This is a genomic window from Streptomyces sp. NPDC032940 (genome assembly GCF_040636935.1).
Classification (GTDB): domain Bacteria; phylum Actinomycetota; class Actinomycetes; order Streptomycetales; family Streptomycetaceae; genus Streptomyces.
Window position 1 is genome coordinate 269,454 of sequence record NZ_JBEZVJ010000003.1, and the last position, 19,796, is coordinate 289,249.

Annotated in this window: 15 protein-coding genes and 4 pseudogenes; 13 read left to right on the forward strand and 6 right to left on the reverse strand. The window is 72.2% G+C overall.

The features are described from left to right. Window positions 1-263: 263 nt before the first annotated feature. Window positions 264-2,243 carry an MFS transporter gene (locus AB0E77_RS06210; RefSeq protein WP_361566268.1) on the reverse strand — a complete coding sequence of 660 codons (1,980 nt, stop codon included), beginning with the start codon at window positions 2,241-2,243 and terminating at the stop codon, window positions 264-266. Between the two features lie 227 nt (window positions 2,244-2,470). Next, window positions 2,471-4,951 carry a D-alanyl-D-alanine carboxypeptidase gene (locus AB0E77_RS06215; RefSeq protein WP_361566271.1) on the reverse strand — a complete coding sequence of 827 codons (2,481 nt, stop codon included), beginning with the start codon at window positions 4,949-4,951 and terminating at the stop codon, window positions 2,471-2,473. 177 nt (window positions 4,952-5,128) lie between these two features. Between AB0E77_RS06215 and AB0E77_RS06220 the strand changes: the two genes are divergently transcribed. The 3 genes from AB0E77_RS06220 to AB0E77_RS06230 all read left to right on the forward strand — a co-directional run bounded on the left by AB0E77_RS06220 (window position 5,129) and on the right by AB0E77_RS06230 (window position 7,451). Then, window positions 5,129-5,887 (forward strand): GPP34 family phosphoprotein, encoded by a 759-nt coding sequence (locus tag AB0E77_RS06220; RefSeq protein ID WP_189233184.1) that lies wholly within the window; start codon window positions 5,129-5,131, stop codon window positions 5,885-5,887. 343 nt (window positions 5,888-6,230) lie between these two features. Continuing rightward, window positions 6,231-7,088 carry a helix-turn-helix transcriptional regulator gene (locus AB0E77_RS06225; protein ID WP_361566274.1) on the forward strand — a complete coding sequence of 286 codons (858 nt, stop codon included), beginning with the start codon at window positions 6,231-6,233 and terminating at the stop codon, window positions 7,086-7,088. Between the two features lie 171 nt (window positions 7,089-7,259). Next, entirely contained in the window at window positions 7,260-7,451 is a 192-nt protein-coding gene (locus AB0E77_RS06230) for a DUF397 domain-containing protein (protein ID WP_361566277.1), read from the forward strand. A gap of 96 nt (window positions 7,452-7,547) precedes the next feature. Here the strand turns inward: AB0E77_RS06230 and AB0E77_RS06235 are convergent, their stop codons facing one another. Next, on the reverse strand, window positions 7,548-8,408 hold the full coding sequence (locus AB0E77_RS06235; RefSeq protein WP_361566279.1) for a MerR family transcriptional regulator: 861 nt from the start codon (window positions 8,406-8,408) through the stop codon (window positions 7,548-7,550). An 86-nt stretch (window positions 8,409-8,494) separates the two neighbouring features. Next, window positions 8,495-9,016, reverse strand: a complete 522-nt coding sequence (locus AB0E77_RS06240; protein WP_361566282.1) for a glutathione peroxidase — start codon at window positions 9,014-9,016, stop codon at window positions 8,495-8,497. Window positions 9,017-9,174: 158 nt separating this feature from the next. Here AB0E77_RS06240 and AB0E77_RS06245 point away from each other — a divergent pair. Then, window positions 9,175-10,227, forward strand: a pseudogene (locus AB0E77_RS06245) (PP2C family protein-serine/threonine phosphatase); the annotation flags it as partial. Window positions 10,228-10,253: 26 nt separating this feature from the next. Here AB0E77_RS06245 and AB0E77_RS06250 read toward each other — a convergent pair. Further along, the gene (locus AB0E77_RS06250) at window positions 10,254-10,619 is read right to left on the reverse strand and encodes a hypothetical protein (RefSeq protein ID WP_361566284.1); all 366 of its coding nucleotides are present in this window, start codon (window positions 10,617-10,619) and stop codon (window positions 10,254-10,256) included. Window positions 10,620-10,874: 255 nt separating this feature from the next. Here AB0E77_RS06250 and AB0E77_RS06255 point away from each other — a divergent pair, with 255 nt between their 5' ends. The 8 genes and pseudogenes from AB0E77_RS06255 (at window position 10,875) to AB0E77_RS06290 (ending at window position 19,194) form a co-directional block, all read left to right on the forward strand. Beyond that, entirely contained in the window at window positions 10,875-11,396 is a 522-nt protein-coding gene (locus tag AB0E77_RS06255; protein ID WP_361566287.1) for a hypothetical protein, read from the forward strand. A 177-nt stretch (window positions 11,397-11,573) separates the two neighbouring features. After that, window positions 11,574-12,416, forward strand: a complete 843-nt coding sequence (locus tag AB0E77_RS06260) for a DUF4097 family beta strand repeat-containing protein (protein ID WP_361566289.1) — start codon at window positions 11,574-11,576, stop codon at window positions 12,414-12,416. Between the two features lie 109 nt (window positions 12,417-12,525). After that, on the forward strand, window positions 12,526-13,503 hold the full coding sequence (locus tag AB0E77_RS06265) for an ATP-binding cassette domain-containing protein (protein WP_361566679.1): 978 nt from the start codon (window positions 12,526-12,528) through the stop codon (window positions 13,501-13,503). After that, on the forward strand, window positions 13,500-14,327 hold the full coding sequence (locus AB0E77_RS06270) for an ABC transporter permease (RefSeq protein WP_361566291.1): 828 nt from the start codon (window positions 13,500-13,502) through the stop codon (window positions 14,325-14,327). Before AB0E77_RS06265 ends, AB0E77_RS06270 begins: the two co-directional genes overlap by 4 nt. A gap of 290 nt (window positions 14,328-14,617) precedes the next feature. Next, window positions 14,618-14,707 (forward strand): K(+)-transporting ATPase subunit F, encoded by a 90-nt coding sequence (gene kdpF / locus AB0E77_RS06275; RefSeq protein WP_007451765.1) that lies wholly within the window; start codon window positions 14,618-14,620, stop codon window positions 14,705-14,707. Window positions 14,708-14,714: 7 nt separating this feature from the next. Further along, complete coding sequence (gene kdpA, locus AB0E77_RS06280) at window positions 14,715-16,394, forward strand: potassium-transporting ATPase subunit KdpA (RefSeq protein ID WP_361566294.1); 1,680 nt, start codon at window positions 14,715-14,717, stop codon at window positions 16,392-16,394. After that, window positions 16,391-18,517 (forward strand): potassium-transporting ATPase subunit KdpB, encoded by a 2,127-nt coding sequence (kdpB, locus tag AB0E77_RS06285; protein ID WP_361566297.1) that lies wholly within the window; start codon window positions 16,391-16,393, stop codon window positions 18,515-18,517. The genes kdpA and kdpB overlap by 4 nt, the downstream gene beginning before the upstream one ends. A gap of 5 nt (window positions 18,518-18,522) precedes the next feature. Next, window positions 18,523-19,194 (forward strand): annotated as a pseudogene (locus AB0E77_RS06290) (potassium-transporting ATPase subunit C). Here the strand turns inward: AB0E77_RS06290 and AB0E77_RS06295 are convergent. Next, a pseudogene (locus AB0E77_RS06295) lies at window positions 19,169-19,360 on the reverse strand (LysR family transcriptional regulator); the annotation flags it as partial. The pseudogenes AB0E77_RS06290 and AB0E77_RS06295 sit on opposite strands and share 26 nt — an antisense overlap. Window position 19,361: 1 nt before the next feature. Here AB0E77_RS06295 and AB0E77_RS06300 point away from each other — a divergent pair. Next, window positions 19,362-19,717 (forward strand): annotated as a pseudogene (locus AB0E77_RS06300) (hypothetical protein); the annotation flags it as partial. Window positions 19,718-19,796 lie beyond the last annotated feature (79 nt).

Consider the following 19,796-nt stretch of genomic DNA (forward strand, 5'->3'; position numbering starts at 1 on the left):
TGCCCCCTTCCGGGGTCCGCCTTGTGAACTCCGCTCAGTCGGCCGGCACTTCGCATGAGCGGGGTGAGGGCGAGGCGCGCGGCGAAGTGCCCGCTCATCGTGGGTGCGTCGGCGCGGGCACGACAAGAAAGTGACGGGTCAAGAGCAAGTAAAAAAGTTCTGCTTGTTGACCTAGGTTCACGGACATGAACGCCCGAGGTTGGTCCGGAAACACGTCGGCCGGGACCCGTGGACCGGGTCCCGGCCGACCTCCCGCCGCGGGGCTACTCCTTGGGCGCGAACTTCAGCTCGTCGGAGAGCCGGTCCGCGAGCTGCTCCTCGAGCTCGTCCTTCATCTCGTCCGGGCAGGGGGTGCCGCGCTGGAACCCGTACGGCGCCGACAGCCGGTAGGTGCCGGCCTTCGGGGCGACGAGCACCGTCCACGTGTCGCCCTCGACGGTCTCCTCCGTCTCCGTCAGGCAGCCGTTGACGTTCTCGAACGTCCTGGGCGAACCCTCGGGACGGTCCTCGGAGGCCTCCGTCTCCCGCGGCGGCTTGAGCTTCTTGCCGTCGGCGTCGACCAGGCTCAGCCACGGCGAGTACGGCATCCGCACCAGGACGGGGCCGGGCCGCTGCACGTCGATGACCCACTCGTCCTGCTCGGCCCGCTGGACGACCGCGTTCGGCTCCGCCAGCGGCGTGGGGTCGGTCACCCGGAACAGCTGCCAGTTCGCGTCCCCCCAGACCTGCTTCAGATACGGCAGCCCGCGCTGGAGCAGCTCCCGCTCGCGCTTGCCGCCGTCGCCGTCCGGCTCGTCCTTGGGCAGCACCACGTAGTGCACGGCCCAGCGCTGGAGCCACTCGTGGTAGTTCGCCGAGTTGAGGGTGTCGTCGTAGAAGAGCGGGTTGCGCTCCATGTCGGCCTGGCGGGTCCAGCCGCGGGCCAGGTTCACGTACGGGGCGAGCGCCGAGGCCTCGCGATGGGAGCGGGCGGGTACGGCCTCCACGCGGCCCTTCTCGGCGCCGACCTCCTGGAGCTCGTTCAGCAGCGGTGCCAGCTCGCGCGCCCAGGAGGCGGCCGGCTGGGTGTGGACGGCGTCGTCGGCCGACTTGAAGCCGATCCAGCCGGCGAACCCGGCGAGCGCGACCACGAGCGCGTACCACCTGCGCGTGCGCCGCACCGTGAACGGCATGGCGGCCACCAGCGCCACCCCGGCGAAGAGCATCGGCAGGCGCGTGATGTTGGAGCCGATCTGGGAGCTGATCACCCAGACGAGCAGCACCGCCAGCCCGTAGACCGCCGACGTGATCCGCACGGTCGTCCAGGTGCGCGGCACCAGCCAGAACACGAAGCCGGCGTACAGCAGCGGCAGCACCGTCGAGCCGAAGCCCATGGGCTGGGTGCCGGAGAACGGGAACAGCCAGGCCGACAGCGCGACCACGGCGGCCGGCGCGAGGCCCAGCGCCCAGGCGCCCGGGCGGCGCTTCTGGAGGAACAGGGCCACCGCCACCAGGCCCACGAACAGGCCCGAGACCGGCGAGGACATCGTGGACAGCGCGGCCAGCGGTGCCGCGCACAGGGCCTTCGCCCAGCGCTCGTGGCGCCAGCGGTACGGCCAGCAGAACACCGTGGCCACCGCGCCCAGCGCGAACATCGTGCCCAGCGCGAAGGTCACCCGCCCCGACACCGCGTTGCCCAGCAGCCCGAACAGGCCCGCGAGCGTCGCCCACAGCGGGTTGCGGACCACCCGGCTGCGGATCAGCAGCATGGTCAGCAGTCCCGCCGACAGGGTTCCCGCGATCATCAGCGTGGTCCGGACGCCGAGCACCGACATCAGATACGGCGACACCACGCTGTAGGACACCGGATGCATGCCGCCGTACCAGGCGAGGTTGTACGCCGAGGCCGGGTGCCGGCCGACGAACTCCGCCCACGCGTCCTGCGCCGCGAGGTCGCCGCCACTGTTCGCGAAGGTGAAGAACCAGGCGATGTGGAGGACCCCGGCGAGGGCGGTGACCGACAGGACCGGGTGACGCAGCATGCGCTCGCGCACGGCGAGGAAGGCGCGCTTCACCGCGGACGGCCCTTCGGGGCCGCCCGCGCTCTCCGGACCGGCGCGGCGTGCCTCACGGCCGGTGTTCCCGCTCGCCCCGCCGTCGGCGCCGTCCCCGCCGTCCTTGCGGGGCGCGGGTACGCGTGGTCGAGGGCCCGCACCCGGGCCCGGATCGGCGTCGTCGGCGCGTGTCGGCTCCGCAGTGGCCACCTGAAGGCACTCCCCGTGTCCCGTCTTCCGCTTTCGGCCGCGTCGGTTCCGTACTCTTCACGGCCGCGTTCCCGCGACCCGGCGACCTGCCCCGTTTCGTGACGCTAGCACGCACCCGCGGGACCTGGCTCCCTCGCCCACGGCAGTGCCCCGCGCCCCTGCGGCTCTCGCCTGCCCGCAGGGGCACGGGGCATTCGCGGTGTGGTCCGGCCGGGCCGGGCCGGGGGTCAGCCGATCCGGGTGAGCTTGTCCGAGAAGCCCGGTTCGACGAGGTCCCGCTGGAGCGCGACGGGGACGCTCACGGCGCCGCTCACCCCGCCGTCGCCCACGGTGAGCGTGCCCACCTTGGTGCCGGCCTTCGCCGTGTGCGGCACCTGGTCCGCCTCGAAGGTCAGCTTCACGGTCAGCCCCGGCCAGCCGACGGCCTTGACGTCCTGTGTGGCGACGACCGGCGTGCGGTTGCCGAGTCCGTCGTCCACGTATCCGACGACGGAGCCCTTCTTCAGGAGCGTCGACGACCGCAGGGTGTCCTGGGCGGCCCGGATCAGCTGGTCGCTGGCGTCCAGCGCGGCGGCGAGGATGCCCTTGTCGGCGGTGGCCGGCTGGCGCACCACCGCCCCGACGATGGTCCGGGTCTCCCCGCCGATCTCCTTCTTCGCCGCGAAGACCAGGTTGCCGAGCGCGGAGGTGGTGGTGCCGGTCTTGATGCCGACGACGCCGTTGTGACCGACCAGCTGGTTCCAGTTGGAGTGGTTCTCGCCCTTGTAGTCGTCGTACGACATCATCGCCGCGACCTCGCGGAAGGCGGGCTGCTTCATCGCCTCCCGGGCCAGCTTCACCTGGTCCACGGCGGTGCTCACCGTGGTGTTGTTCAGCCCCGACGGGTCGGTGTACGTGGTGTTGGTCATGCCGAGGTCCTCGGCGGCGGCGTTCATCTTCTCCACGAACGCCTCCTCCGACCCCGCGTCCCAGCGGGCCAGCAGCCGCGCCACGTTGTTCGCGGACGCGATGAGGATGGCCTTGAGGGCCTCGCGCTCGGAGATCGAGTCACCGGCGTAGACGTGGACCGTGGATTCGTCGCCCGCGTCCGACTGGTCCTCCGCCGCCTGGTCGATCTTGATCTTCGGGCCCTCGGCGCCGCTCTTGAGCGGGTGGTCACGCAGGATGACGTACGCGGTCATGACCTTGGCGACACTGGCGATCGGCACGGGCTTCTGCTCGCCGGACGACCCGAACGAGCCGATGCCCTGCACGTCGAGCGCGGCCTGTCCGCTGGACGGCCACGGGATCTCGGGCTTGGCGCCCTCGAAGGTGAAGCTCTCCTGCGCGGTGAGGTCGAGCGTCGGCTCGGGCAGCGGGCGCATGGACTGCATGACGCCGAAGACGATCACCAGCAGGAGGACCAGCGGGGTCCAGATCTTGACCCGGCGCACGGTCGTGCGCAGCGGCGTCTCCGGGGGCGGCGGGGTGTTCGTCAGCTCCGCCAGCAGGTCCAGCGGCGGCTTCGGCGGCAACGGCTGCTGCGTGGTCCGCTCGGGCCCGACCTGCGGCACCGCCGCGGTGACCCCGGAGGACGCCGCACGGGGCGCCTCGGGACCGGCCTGCGCGGGCCGCGGGGGCTTGCGGGTCGCGGGGTCGTCCGGGTGGCGCAGGGCGACGAACTTGCTGGTGCGCTCGGCGTCGGCCTCGGCCTTGCCGCCCTTGTCGGGCCCGCCCGCCTTGTCTTCCCTGTCTTCCTTCTCGGTCTTCCCGGCCCTGTCGGCCCTGTCGGCCTTCTTCCCGGCGTCGCCCAGCTTCAGCATGGTCGTCGGCTGGTCGACGGAGGGCCCGGCGGGCGGCCGCACGGCCTTGAAGACCGCGGTGGGCTGGTCGACGGGGCTCTTGTCGGCCCCGGCCTTCCCGTCCACGTCGGTGTCCGGCGCGTCGGCGTCTTCGGCGCCTTCGGCGTCGGCCTTCTCGTCCGCGTCGGCGTCCTCGGCGGCGGCGCGGTCGTCCGCGGGCTCCGCGGGGGCGTCCGCGACCCCGTCGGGGGCCGCGCCGGCGTCCTGGACGGGCTCGTCGGGCGACGCGGCGTCCGCCGGCTCCTCCGCGGCCTCGCGCCGGGCGTTCGCGGCGGCACGCTCGTCGGCGGTCGCGACCCACGCCGCCACGGCGTCCCGCAGCCGGCCGTCCCCGGAGGTGTCCGACGCGCCCGCGTCCTCGGGGCTGTCCTCACCGGGGTCCTCGGGGCCGTCCTCGTCGGCGCCACCGCCGTCCTCGGGCTCGGCCTCCGGCTCCGCCGCGGAGCCGTCGGCGCCCCGGGCCGGCTCCTCGTCGGCCTCGGCCTCCGCCCCGGTCCCGGCGCCGGAGTCCGCGTCGGTGTCCGCGTCCGTGTCGGCGGTGGTCCCGGGCGCGGTCTCCGCCCCGGCCTCGCCGTCGGCCTCCGCCTCCGGCGTCTCCGTGTCCGGCGTATCCACTGCCGAGGTCTCCGCCTTCGAAGCCTCCGTCCCCGTCTCCGTCTCGCGGACCGACAGCACCCGGGTCGCCGTGTCCACGCCACCGCGGGGCGTCGCGGAGTCCCGCGCCACCGCCAGCCGCGGGTCACGCGTCCCGCTCGCCTCGGTCCTGGCTTCGGGAACCGGACCCGTGCTCCCCGGCGTCGGTTCTTCCGACGACTCGCGCTGCTTCGACCTGTCGGGGAACTCGCCCGCCACCGATGCCTCCTCCATGCGCCGCACGTCCTGTGTGCGCTACCGAACCATGTACCAGTGTCCTGTGTACGGGTAGAACCCACGCGGTAGACGAGAACGACATACCTACTGGTTCCACTACGAACCGGTCACGCACCCTCGACAGACCAATGTGAGAGGGGTCACCCTGTCTTTCATCCACGCGGGGAGGCATGGATGGGCAGGAGCCGCAGAACACTTCCGGAGGAGCTTCTGCTGCTGGCGCTGGACCCGACCACGGGTACCACCGCACAGCCGCAGTCGCTCGACCTCGGTCTGGCCGGAGCACAGCTGGTGGAGCTGGCGCTGGCCGGACGGATAGCCCCAGACGGGGATCGTATCGCCGTGGTGGCCCCACGGCCGACTGGAGATCCAACACTCGACTGCGCGTTGGAGCTGCTGCGAAGGCGTGGCGCTCCCGTACGGGCGGTCAACTGGATTGGCGGACCCCGACTCGGGCTGCGCCAGACCTATCTCTCGCATCTGGAACGCTGCGGCATGGTGCATGCCGTGGAGGGCCAGATGTGCGGGGTGCTGCCGACGACTCGCTACCAGGCGACGGACACGGCGATCAGCCGGGAGATCAAGGCCCGGCTGGACTCGGCGATCCGCACCGGCGTACCGCCGGACCCGCGGACCGCGGCGCTCGCCGCGCTGGCCCACGCGGTCGGTCTCGGCAAGCACCTCTACCCGGGCAACGAAGGACGCTCGTCGCGGTCCCGGCTGCGGGACCTCATCCGGCACGACCCCATGGGCGGCCTGGTGGCGCACGCGGTGATGGACGTCCAGAACGGTGCGGCGGCACAGCCGCGCCGCAGCCCGGCACCGGCCGGCCGGCAGGCCGCCGGACCGGGGGCGAGGCCCGCCCCGGAACCCGCCCGCGGTGTTCCGGCGCAGCCACGCCACGGATCCATGGCGCGAGCCGTGGTCCACTGAGCCGTATCACGGGAACCACCCGCACGACCGCACCACGCACCGCCGCACCACGCACGACCACGCACCGCCGCACCACCAGTCCCCACGGAAAGTCCCCACAGACCCGCTGACGGGAGCCGCAGTTCCGCGCGGGGCGGTGGGACCGGCCGTACGTCCGCACACCCGGACGACGCCGGCCCCGCCGCCCCGCGCGGCCGCGTGTGCGGGGTACGGACCCGAACTGGCGTGTACGCGGCGCATATCGACCGTTTCCCAGCGGTAGAAAGCACCTTGGTGGCAGTCTGCTCAGCAGCAGATACGCAAAGTGGCAGGTATGAGTCACGCAGCCGGAGGTGCACGTCCCGTGGCGTCCAATGTCAATCCCACCGTCAGGCGGCGCCGGCTGGGCCAGGAGCTGCGCCGGCTCCGTGAGCTCAAGGGCATGACGGCCGAGGAGGTGGCGGAGCGGCTGCTGGTCTCCCAGTCGAAGATCAGCCGCCTGGAGAACGGCCGGCGCAGCATCAGCCAGCGCGACGTCCGCGACCTGTGCGGGGTGTACGAGGTCGAGGACCAGCGGATCGTCGACTCGCTGATGCAGATGGCCAAGGACTCGCGCCAGCAGGGCTGGTGGCACGCCTTCGGTGACATCCCGTACAGCGTCTACATCGGCCTGGAGATCGACGCGGAGTCGCTGCGGACGTACGAACCCCAGATCATCACCGGCCTGTTGCAGACCCGGGCGTACGCGGAGGCGCTCATCCAGGGCGCGTTGCCCGAGACGTCGGTCGCCGACATCGAGAAGCGGGTCCAGGTCCGGATAAGGCGTCAGGAACGCGTCTCCGCCGAGGCCAACCCGCTGCGCCTGTGGGTGGTCCTCGACGAGGCGGCGCTGCGCCGCGAGGTCGGCAGCAGGCAGGTGATGCGCGAACAGCTGGAGCACGTCGCCGAGATGTCGCAGCTGCCGCACATCACCGTGCAGGTGCTGCCGTTCGACGTCGGGGCGCACCCCGGCATCAACGGCCAGTACTCCATCCTGGAGTTCGCCGACGCGGCCGACTCCAGCGTCGTGTACATCGAGGGCGTCACCAGCGACCTGTACCTGGAGAAGGCGCAGGACGTGCAGAAGTACACGGTGATGTACGAGCATCTGCGGGCCCAGGCGCTGAACGTGGAGCAGTCCCGTCAGCGCATCGAGGACGTGGCCAAGGAGTACGCGCGCTGAAAGCGGCGGGATCTTACACCCCGGCCGGGCCGTTCTGGAAGACTCACCTGGAATATGCCATCCGGTCGGGTGAATGACTGCTCCGATCGGCGAGGGCAGCGAGTAGCGTCGATCACGCCAAAGATCAAGCGTCATTGGCGTAAACCGCACTCACTCGCCATCGGAGCAGACATGGCAATTCTTCAGGGCGCCACGGAATCTTGGACCAAGTCCTCCTACTCCGGAGGGAACGGCGCGTGCGTCGAGGTCAAGTCCCCCGTCGTGTCGGCGCTCGCCGTCCGTGACTCCAAGACCCCCGAGGGCCCGGTCCTGGCGTTCCCCGCCGACGCGTGGAACGCCTTCGTGACCTCGGTCAAGGGCTGACGGCTCCCCGCACAGCCCGACCGGCACCGCCGGCAGAGCCCTCTCGACCAGTTCGCCGACCTTGCCGAGAGGGCCCTGACCACTCCGCCGGCACGGTCACCGCACGGGGAACGCCACGTCGCACACCGGATCCTCCGGTCCGGCCGCGTCCCAGTCGGCGAAGTACACCTCACGGCACGGCCCGTCCACGGTCAGACCCTGTTCGGCGATCCACGCCTCCACCGCCTCGAAGGCCGCCAGGATCTGCGGATGGGCCACCTGGGCCTTGGTGATCCGGGTGAAGGCCAGCCGCCGGGCCGGCTCCACCCGCACCCCCGCCTCCCAGGTGCGCCCGTGCCGCCCGGCCCACGCCCGCGCCGCCGCCTCGTCGGCGACCGGCACGCACGACTCGGCCGGGCCGTCGCTCTCCATCGACACCTCGCAGTGGTAGGCGACGAACGGCGCCGCGGTCACGCCCCCGCAGTCGCGGGCCGCCTCCTCCAGCCGCCCCAGCGAGGCACCGATCCACGCCGGCAGCTCGTCCGCCAGCGTGTGCCGGGTCTCGGTGATCAGCACCTGCGCGGGCACATCCACCGTCTCCACCGCGAACGTCTCGTACACCTCGGAGTCCCTTCCCGAAAGCCGTGCACGGAGGTAGGCGGCGAGCGTGCGCTGCCCGGCGACCCGGGCCTCCACTTCGGCCCAGTAGGCGCCGAGCAGCCCGGCCGCCTCGGGGCCGTCGGCCCGGACCACCTCACCGACCCGGGCCAGCGGCATGTCCAGCTGCCGCAGCAGCGCCACGAGCCGGGCGCGCTCGACCTGGCCGGTGCGGTAGTAGCGGTAGCCAGTGGTCTCGTCCACGCGGTCCGGCGTCAGCAGGCCCAGACGGTCGTACAGCCGCAGGGCCTTGGCCGACAGCCGGGCCCGCGCGGCGAACGCCCCGATGGTCAGCGACTCGTCGTCGCGCGCGGTGCCCACCTCGTCGTCCTCCGTCGCCGGGCGGCCTGTTCCGCCCGGCGACGCCGAGGCTCGGCCCTGCCCCAGGGTCAAGGTCAACCGCCCCGTCAGCCGGCGAGGTGCGCCTCGACGGCCGCGACGACCTCGGCCGACTCCGGCTCCGTCTGCGGCGAGAAACGGGCCGCGACCTTGCCGTCCCGCCCGATCAGGAACTTCTCGAAGTTCCAGCGGATGTCCCCGCTGTGCCCCTCGGCGTCGGCGAAGCCGGTCAGGCGGTCGTACAGCGGGTGCCGGTCCTTCCCGTTGACGTCCACCTTCTCGGTCAGCGGGAAGGTGACCCCGTACGTCGCCGAGCAGAACTCGGCGATCTCGTCGGCGGTTCCGGGCTCCTGACCCATGAACTGGTTGCACGGCACGCCGAGCACGGTGAAGCCCCGCTCCGCGTACCGCTCGTGCAGCCGCTCCAGGCCGGCGTACTGCGGGGTGAGCCCGCACTTGGAGGCCACGTTCACCACCAGCACCACCCGGCCCGCGTACCGGGACAGGTCGGCGGCCCCGCCCTGGAGGGCACCGATCTCGACGTCGAGGGGAAGGCTGTCGTTGTTGCGCGCGTTCTCTGCGGTCGTCATGGTCGGATGCTAGCCCCGCCCCGCCCCAGGGCCTCGATTGGATCAAGGACCGGCGCAGGCCTCCCGCCCCGGGCGAACCGTTGCATAGGGTAAGAGAAAGGGGAGGGGCGCCGGGGACACGGAGAGCGGCTCCCGAGCGCCGCGACACCGGAGTAGTCATGACCGTGAAGAAGCCGCCGCCCGGAGTCACGGTGCTGGCCTGGCTGCCGATCGCGGCGATGGCCGTGGTCGCCGCGCTGGACCTCTCCGCGGGACCCGGCGTCGGACTTCTGCCGCTGGTGTCGCTCGGCCCCGCCTTCGCCGGTCTCGTCGGCGGCTGGCGGCGCACCGCGCTGATCGGCCTGGTCGCCCTGCTGCTCTGCGTCGCCCTCGGGCTGTACAACGGCCTCTTCGACCGGCCCCGCGGCTACACCGCCATGGCGTCGGTGGCGGGCGTGACCGGCGCCGGGATCGCGGCGGCCGTGATGCGCTCACGCCGGGAGGCCGAACTCGCCAGCGTCCGCTCGATCGCCGAGGTGGCGCAGCGGGTCCTGCTGCGCCCCGTACCGCTGACCGCGGGCCCGTTGCAGGCCGCCGTGTCGTACACCTCCGCGGTCACGGAGGCCCGCATCGGCGGTGATCTCTACGAGGTGGTGGCCTCGCCGCACGGCGTGCGGGTGATCGTCGGCGACGTCCAGGGCAAGGGACTGGCGGCGGTGGAGACGGCCGCGGTGGTCCTCGGCGCCTTCCGCGAGGCGGCGTACGACGAGGCGGACCTGACCGGGCTCGGCGAGCGGCTGGAACGCAGCGTGGCCCGTGAGCCGGACGACGAGAAGTTCGTGACCGCGATCCTCGCCGAGATCGGTTCCGACCACCACGTGACCCTCCTCGCCTACGGCCACCCCGCCCCGATGATCGTCCACCGCGACGGCACGGCCGACTTCCCCGACCCGCCCGCGTACGCCCTCCCGCTGGGCCTCGCCGCCCACGGCGCCCCCGGCCCACGGCCGTACCGGGTGCCCTTCGCCCCCGGCGACCAGCTGCTCCTCTACACCGACGGTGTCACCGAGGCCCGCGACGAGAACGGCGCCTTCTACCCGCTCGCCGAGCGTGCCCACCTCCTGGCCGACCCCGACACCCACCGGGCCCTCGACGCCCTCCGCGAGGATCTGATCCGGCACGCGGCCGGCCCCCACCACGACGACGCGGCGATGCTGCTCCTGCGCTACCAGGACGCGTGAGCTACGGAGAGCGGCGCTCAGTGGCCGTGGCTGTGCCGGGGCCAGTGGAGCCGGTGGGGCCGGTGGGAGGCCGGGCGGCCGGGCTCCGCAGGGGGTTCCGTCGCTCCGCCCACGGCGCCGGTGGTGCTGCTCTCCCCGTCGAGCCGGCGCCTCCTGCCGCGGCGCCGCGCCATCATCGTGCCGCCCAGCACCATCCACATGCCCAGGCCGAAGATCAGCGTCAGGGCGACACCCCCGAGAAACGCGCCCAGGGTGCTGATCGTGAAGGGCTGGCTCCCCAGCAGCGTCACCGTGTAGTCCGGTCCGCCTGACAGGTTGTACGCGATCAGCAGGCCCGTGAAGGCCGCGGCGCCCGCCATGAGCAGAAGACCCAGCAGCACCATGGTTATCACCTCGTCGTGTAGAGGGTGTTCTCCGGACGGGTTACCAGAAGACGCAGGGAGCAACACGCCCCGGCCGAAGGGTCCCGGCGGCCACGCCGGCGGACGTGGTGCCGTGTGTGGCGCCACGTGGTGCCACGTGGTGCCCATCGAAGCGTCTCGAAGTTTCCGCAGGTCAGGAGGGCCATCGCCGCGCTCGCTCGGAATGAGTGCCATGCAGGCTTGCGTGTGACGCCATTGTGGTGCCATGATGGCGTCATGGACCTCACCCCGTATGTCGAGACCCTCCGCCGCGAACTCGTGGTGGCCGCCGATGCCGGCGGCGACGAAGCCCGGGAGCTGGCCGAGCGGCTCACGGCTCCCCTGGAGTCGGCGTCCCGCCTGACCATGCTCAACGTGCTCTCCGCCGCGATGGACGAGATCACCCGTGAACTCGCCCCCGGCTCGGTCGACGTACGGCTGCGCGGGCTGGACCCCGACTTCGTCGTGACGCCGCCGCCCGGCGAGGGCGGCGTCTCCGCCGAGCCGGCGCCCCTGACCGCGGGACCGCTTCCCACCCCGGCGCCGGCCGACGGTGACGAGGGCGGCACCGCCCGCGTCAATCTGCGGCTGCCGGCTCACCTGAAGGCGCGCGCCGAGGAGGCCGCGAGCCGCGAGGGCCTGTCGGTCAACGCGTGGCTCGTGCGGGCCGTGTCGGCCGCGGTCGAGGGCGGCGGCGCCCCGCGCGCGCCGGAGCGGTCCCGCAACGTCGGACAGAGCTTCACCGGCTGGGTGCGCTGACCGGGCCCACGCCCGCACGCGGCAGAAGCACCGCACGTCCGAGCAGAACTGCACGCCGAAGAAGCCCTGCACGCCCAAGCAGCCCTGCACGCCGAAGAAGCACAGCGCCCCACCCACTCCCACCCACCACGTCCCACCAGCGGGGACGCTCCACGGACTCATGAGGACGGTACAGCCATGCCTTCTTTCGACACCCCCGGACCGATCGCGGTGAACGCCCACGTGGGCGCCGGTTCCATCCGGTTCACCGCGGGAGACCGGACCGACACCGTCGTCGAGGTGCGGCCCGGCGACCCCGAGCGGGACAAGGACGTACGGGCCGCCGAGCAGACCGAGGTCGCCTTCACGGGCGGCGTCCTGAGGATCGGCACCAAGGAGCGCCGCTTCATCGGCCCCACCGGCGCCGTCGACGTGACGGTGGAGCTGCCCACGGGCTCGCGCATCGAGACGACCGGCTCCTGGACCCAGGTGCTCGGGGAGGGCCGGCTCGGCGAGGTCCGGGTGAAGACCTCCGGCGGTGACGTCCGCCTCGACACGACCGGCCCGCTCCAGCTGACCGCCTCCCACGGTTCGGTCACCGTGGACCGCATCGAGGGCGCGGCGGAGATCACCACCAGCTCCGGCAGCGTCCGCGTCGGCCTGGTCGAGGGCTCCGCCGTCCTGAAGAACTCGCACGGCCACACCACCGTCGGCACCGCCGTCGGCGACCTGCGGGTGAGCCACGCCAACGGCGACATCGACGTCACCCGCGTCGAGGGCTCGCTCACCGCCACCACCGCCCACGGCGCGCTGCGGGTGGGCGAGGTGGCCCGCGGCGAGGTGCAGCTCGAGACGTCCTACGGCGCCATCGAGGTCGGCATCCGCCAGGGCACGGCCGCCTGGCTCGACGCCCACTCGGGCGCCGGGCAGGTGCGCAACGCGCTCACCGCGTCCGACACTCCCGGGGACGTCGAGGACACCGTCAAGATCCGTGCCCGTACCCGCTACGGCAACATCGACGTCCGCCGCGCCAAGGTCTGACGGCCGGCACCGCATCCCGAGCACCGCAAACCGCACGCCGCCCCGCCCAGTCACCCCACTCCTCAGTCACCCCACCCTCGAACGGGAGGGCTCCATGCCTTCGTCTGTCATGCCCACGCCCAGGAACTCGGGCGGCCGGCCGTCCCCGGCCGCGGTCTCCGCCGTCGGCCTGCGCAAGTCGTACGGCGAGAAGACCGTTCTCGACGGCATCGACCTGCACATCCCGGCCGGCTCCGTCTTCGCGCTGCTCGGCCCGAACGGCGCCGGCAAGACCACCACCGTGCAGATCCTCTCCACGCTCGTCTCCGCCGACGGCGGGCAGGCCCAGGTCGCCGGGCACGACCTCGCCGCCTCCCCGGACGGGGTGCGGGCGGCGATCGGTGTCACCGGCCAGTTCTCCGCCGTCGACGGTCTGATCACCGGCGAGGAGAACATGCTCCTGATGGCGGACCTGCACCACCTCTCCCGTGCCGAGGGCCGGCGGGTGGCCGCCGAGCTGCTCGAGCGGTTCGACCTGGCGGACGCGGCGAAGAAGCCCGCCTCCACCTACTCCGGCGGCATGAAGCGCCGCCTGGACATCGCGATGACCCTGGTCGGCAGCCCGCGGATCATCTTCCTCGACGAGCCGACCACCGGCCTCGACCCCCGCTCCCGGCACACCATGTGGGGCATCATCCGCGAGCTGGTCACCGGCGGGGTGACCGTCTTCCTCACCACCCAGTACCTGGAGGAGGCCGACCAGCTCGCCGACCGCATCGCGGTGCTCCACGACGGCAGGATCGCCGCCGAGGGCAGCGCCGAGGAGCTGAAGCGGATGGTCCCCGGCGGCCACGTGCGACTGCGCTTCTCCGACCCCGCCGCCTACCGGTCCGCCGCCGCCGGACTGCGGGAGGTCACCGCGGACGACGAGGCGCTCACGCTGCAGCTCCCCTCGGGCGGCAGCCAGCGCGAACTGCGCGCCGTCCTCGACCGGCTGGACTCGGCCGGCATCGAGGCGGACGAGCTGACCGTGCACACCCCCGACCTCGACGACGTGTTCTTCGCCCTGACCGGCGGCACCGACCAGCCCAAGGAGACCGTTCGATGAGCACCCCCGTGACCGCCCCGGCCCCTGCCCGCCCGTCCCGCCTCCCCCTCGCCGTGCGCGACTCGTCCACGATGCTGCGCCGCAACCTCCTGCACGCCCGGCGCTACCCGTCGCTCACCCTGAACCTGCTGCTCACGCCGGTCATGCTCCTGCTGCTCTTCGTCTACATCTTCGGCGACGTGATGAGCGCCGGGATCGGGGACGGCGGGGCCGACCGCTCCGCGTACATCGCCTACCTCGTGCCGGGCCTGCTGCTGATGACCATCGGCAGCACCACGATCGGCACCGCGGTGTCCGTCTCCATGGACATGAGCGAGGGCATCATCGCCCGCTTCCGCACCATGGCCATCCACCGCGGCTCCGTCCTCGTCGGGCACGTCGTCGGCAGCGTGATCCAGTCGGTGATGAGCGTGCTCCTCGTGGGCGCGGTCGGCGTGGCCATCGGCTTCCGGTCCACGGACGCCACGGCCCCGGAGTGGCTGGCGGCGTTCGGGCTGCTGGTGCTCTTCACCGTGGCGCTCACCTGGATCGCGGTCGGCATGGGCCTGGTCAGCCCGAACGCCGAGGCGGCCAGCAACAACGCGCTGCCGCTGATCTTCCTCCCGCTCATCTCCAGCACCTTCGTGCCGGTGGACGCGATGCCGGGCTGGTTCCAGCCGATCGCCGAGTACCAGCCCTTCACCCCGGCGGTCGAGACCCTGCGCGGCCTCCTCCTCGGCACCGAGATCGGCCACAACGGCTGGCTCGCCCTCGCCTGGTGCCTGGTCCTCACGGGGCTCGGCTACTTCTGGTCGAAGTCGGTCTTCGACCGCGACCCGAAGTAACCGGCGCGGGCCGCCGGCCGTCCCGTCCGGGGCGGCGTACTCCGACACCACGTCGGCGTGCGCCGCCCCTGTCGTCGTGGGTGCGCCGTCAGGGAGGCGTCAAGGGTGTCCGGGCCGCCGTAAGGAGGCCGTCAACGGCGGTCGAAGCCGGTCAGGGGCGAGCTTTCCTTGCCCTGTCAGACGCTTTCCGCACCTCACTAGGAGCTCGCGATGGCCGACGTGGCCTTCGTCGTCACCACACTCACGGTGTTCGCCCTCGTGGCCCTCGCCGCCAAGGGGGTGACGAAGCTGTGACCGCCGAGAACGTCGTCGGCCTGATCGTGGCCGTCGCCCTGCTGGGATACCTCGTCCTCGCCCTGATCCACCCGGAGAGGTTCTGAGCGGCACATGAGTCCCGTCCTCGCCGGTGTGCTCCAGATGCTCGCGCTGATGGCCGCGCTGGCGCTCGCCCACCTCCCCCTCGGCACCCACCTGGCCAGGGTCTACTCCTCCTCCCGGCACCTGCGGACGGAGAGGTGGATCTACCGGGGCATCGGCGCCGACCCCGACGTGCAGATGCGCTGGCCCGCGTATCTGCGCGGCGTGCTCGCCTTCTCCCTCGCCGGAGTCCTCTTCCTCTACCTCCTCCAGCGGCTCCAGGGCGTACTGCCCGGCTCGCCGGCCTTCGCCTCGATCGACCCGGACCAGGCGTTCAACACCGCCGCGTCCTTCGTGACCAACACCAACTGGCAGTCGTACTACGGCGAGCAGGCCATGGGACACGTCGTGCAGACCGCCGGGCTGGCCGTGCAGAACTTCGTCTCCGCCGCGGTCGGCATGGCCGTCGCCGTCGCCCTGGTGCGCGGCTTCACCCGGGCCCGCACCGGTGAACTGGGCAACTTCTGGGCCGACCTGGTGCGCGGAGTGATCCGCGTCCTCCTGCCCCTCTCGGTGATCGCCGCGATCGTCCTGGTGGCCTGCGGCGCCCTCCAGAACTTCGCCGGCATCCACGAGGTGGGCCAGTTCCCGAACGGGCACGGCACGGGCGGCACACAGCAGTGGGGCGGCGGCGCGGTCGCCTCGCAGGAGGCCATCAAGGAGCTGGGCACCAACGGCGGCGGCTACTTCAACGCCAACTCCGCCCACCCCTTCGAGAACCCGACCCCCTTCTCCAACCTCTTCCAGATCTTCCTGATCCTGCTGATCCCGGTCGCGCTGACCCGGACCTTCGGGCTCATGGCCGGCTCGGTGCGCCAGGGCTACGCGATCCTCGCGGCCATGGCCACCCTCTGGGTCGGCTTCGTCGCCCTGATGATGTGGACCGAGTTCGCCCACCACGGCCCGGCCCCGGAGCTCGCGGGCGCGTCGATGGAGGGCAAGGAGGTCCGGTTCGGCATCGGCGGCTCGTCGCTCTTCGCGGTGTCGACCACGCTGACCTCCACCGGCGCGGTGAACTCCTTCCACTCGTCCTACACGGGCCTCGGCGGCGGCATCACCCTGCTCGGGATGATGCTGGGCGAGATCGCGCCGGGCGGTGTCGGATCCGGCCTCTACGGCATGCTGGTCATGGCGGTCATCGCGGTCTTCATCGCCGGTCTGATGGTCGGCCGCACCCCCGAGTACCTGGGCAGGAAGATCGGCACCCGCGAGATCAAGCTCGCCGCCTGCTACATCCTCGTCACCCCGGCCCTGGTGCTGACCTTCACCGCCGCGGCACTGGCCCTGCCCACCCCGGTCCACTCGATGACCAACTCCGGCGCGCACGGCTTCTCCGAGATCCTGTACGCGTACACCTCCGCGTCGAACAACAACGGCTCGGCCTTCGCCGGTCTGAACGCCGACACGCAGTGGTTCAACACCACCCTGGGCCTGGCCATGCTGCTCGGCCGTTTCCTGCCGATGGTGTTCGTCCTGGCGCTCGCCGGCTCCCTCGCCGGACAGCAGCCCGTCCCGGCCACCGCGGGCACCCTGCGCACCGGAAAACCGCTGTTCACCGGCCTGTTGGTCGGCGCGATCCTGATCGTGACCGGTCTGACCTACTTCCCGGCACTCGCCCTGGGGCCGCTCGCCGAGGGGCTGACCGCATGACCACCGGCACGCACACCACGCACGAGGACCCGATGTCCACAGCCACCCAGCCCCGGCCCCCGCACGACGACGCGTCCACGGGCCACCCGCCCGGCCGCGGACGCCCCGGCGCGGGCCTCTTCGACCCCCGGCAACTGGCCGCCGCGCTGCCCGACGCGTTCCGCAAGCTCGACCCGCGGGTGATGGTGAAGTCGCCCGTCATGTTCGTCGTCCTCGTCGGTTCCGTCCTGACCACGGCCTCCTGCTTCACGGATCCCGGCGACGGCTTCGGCTGGGCCGTCAGCGCCTGGCTCTGGCTCACCGTGCTCTTCGCCAACCTGGCGGAGGCGGTCGCCGAGGGCCGCGGCAAGGCCCAGGCCGACACCCTGCGCCGGGCCAAGTCCGGCACCGTCGCCCGCCGCACCGACGGCACCGTGGTGCCCGGCACCGAGCTGAACGTCGGTGACCTGGTCGTCTGCGAGGCCGGGGACGTCATCCCCGGCGACGGCGACGTCGTCGAGGGGGTCGCGTCCGTCGACGAGTCGGCCATCACCGGCGAATCGGCGCCCGTCATCCGCGAGTCCGGCGGTGACCGCTCCGCCGTCACCGGCGGCACCAAGGTCCTCTCCGACCGCATCGTCGTCCGGATCACGACCAGGTCCGGCGAGACCTTCATCGACCGGATGATCAACCTGGTCGAGGGCGCGGCCCGGCAGAAGACCCCCAACGAGACCGCGCTCACCATCCTCCTCGCCTCGCTGACCGTCGTCTTCCTGCTGGCCTGCGCCACGCTGACGCCGTTCGCCGACTACGCCGGCACCGACCTCACCCCGGTCGTGCTGGTGGCGCTGCTGGTCTGCCTGATCCCGACCACGATCGGCGCCCTGCTCTCCGCGATCGGCATCGCGGGCATGGACCGCCTGGTCCAGCGCAACGTACTGGCCAAGTCGGGCCGCGCGGTCGAGGCCGCCGGCGACGTCTCCACGCTGCTGCTGGACAAGACCGGCACGATCACGCTCGGCAACCGGCAGGCCGCCGAGTTCGTGCCGGCGGGCCGCACCACCGAGGCCGAACTGGCCGACGCCGCCCAGCTCTCCTCCCTGGCCGACGAGACACCCGAGGGCCGCTCCGTCGTCGTCCTCGCAAAGGAGAGGTACGGGCTGCGCGAACGCCACCGAGGGGAACTCGTGGGCGCCCGCTGGACCGGCTTCACCGCGCAGACCCGCATGTCCGGCGTCGACGTCGAGGGCCGCACGGTGCGCAAGGGCGCGGCGGGCTCGGTGATCGCCTGGGTGAAGGAGAGGGGCGGCACGGTGGCCGACGACGCGCAGACGACCGCCGACCGGATCTCCGCCGCCGGGGGCACGCCGCTGCTCGTCGCGGTCGAGGACGAGCACGGGGCCCGCGTCCTGGGCGCCGTCCACCTCAAGGACGTGGTCAAGGACGGCATGCGCGAACGCTTCGCGGAGCTGCGCCGCATGGGCATCAGGACCGTCATGATCACGGGCGACAACCCCCTGACCGCGAAGGCGATCGCGGACGAGGCGGGCGTCGACGACTTCCTCGCGGAGGCCACCCCGGAGGACAAGATGGCCCTGATCAAACGGGAGCAGGCGGGCGGCAAGCTGGTCGCGATGACCGGCGACGGCACCAACGACGCCCCCGCGCTCGCCCAGGCCGACGTCGGCGTGGCGATGAACACGGGCACGTCGGCCGCCAAGGAGGCCGGCAACATGGTCGACCTCGACTCCGACCCGACCAAGCTCATCGAGATCGTCGGGATCGGCAAACAGCTCCTCATCACCCGCGGCGCGCTGACCACGTTCTCCCTCGCCAACGACGTCGCCAAGTACTTCGCGATCATCCCGGCCCTGTTCGCCACGGTCTACCCGGGCCTGGACAGGCTCAACATCATGCGCCTGTCCTCGCCGGACTCCGCGATCCTGTCGGCCGTCGTCTTCAACGCGCTGATCATCGTCGTGCTGGTCCCGCTCGCCCTGCGGGGCGTGCGCTACCGGCCGACGAGCGCGGACCGGATGCTCCGGCGCAACCTCGCCGTCTACGGCCTGGGCGGGCTGATCGCCCCGTTCATCGGCATCAAGCTCATCGACCTGATCGTCTCGCTCCTCCCCGGGATCGGCTGAAGGACATGAACACCTCCGTAACCCGCACGGCCCGCCTCCTCGGCGCGGCCCTGCGCGCCCTGCTCGTCCTCACCGTGGTCACCGGCATCGCCTACCCGCTGCTGATCACCGGCATCGCCCAGAGCCTCTTCCCCCACCAGGCGAACGGCTCCGAGATCACGTCGGACGGCAGAACGGCCGGCTCGTCCCTGATAGGCCGGCCGTACCCGCTGCCGGCGTCCGACAAGGCCGGCCGGACCCCCGCACCGGACCTGAGGTGGTTCCAGGGCCGCCCGGCACGGGGCCTGGGCACCAACACCGTCAACACCCGCTACGACCTCCTCCTGTCCGGAGCGACCAACCGCGCCGCCGACGACGCGGAGCTGGTCCGGTGGATCGCTGAGGCCAAGGCCGCCGTGGTCCGGGACAACTAGGTACCCGGCCACCCGGTCGACCCCGCGGACGTGCCCGCCGACGCGGTCACCTCCTCCGGCTCGGGCCTGGACCCGGACATCTCCCCGGAGTACGCGCACCTCCAGGCCCCCCGGGTGGCGGCCCGGAACGGCCTGCCGGTGAAGGAGGTCGACAAGCTCGTCACCGCCCACACGGAGACCCGCACACTCGGCTTCATCGGCGAACCGAGGGTGAACGTACTGCAGTTGAACATCGGGCTCAGGGAACTGGTGGAGAAGAGCTGACGGCGAGGACGTCGAGCATCGCGCGGGTGGCCGGGCTGGGGTTGAAGCGGTTCCACACCAGATACTCGACCCGGCGGGGCCCGTCGGCCACGGGAATCAGCCTCAGCCCGGCGTCGCCGGCGACCCGGGGCCCGATGAACGCCGACGACAGCAGCGCGACACCGAGCGGCGCCGGCGCGCTGCGCAGCCCGGGTGCCGACGGTCTGCTGGTCGCCGACGACCCGCAGGACGTACCGGCGGCCCACAAGGCGGTAGCGGCGGCCGGACTCGCCCGACTACGCACCTGCCGGTCCCGCACCGCACGAACTGGACCTACCTGAGCCCACCGGCCCTGCTGGAGCCCGGCGCCCGGACGGGCCACTACCGCCGCGGCACCGACACACTCCCCGTGGACACCGACGGGCGCTCGTGGATCAGCGCCGAGGACCTGGCCGTCGCGGCGCTCGACGAACTGGAGACGCCGGGCCCCGACCACCACATCACGGTGGCCCACCGCGGCGAAGGCGGACTGTCGGCGGCGTGAACGACCCGGCGGGGCTTCCGCGCGGAACCGCGTGTGGCAAGGTAGGCCGACGGCTCACGCCGACCCCGCCTCACGTGGG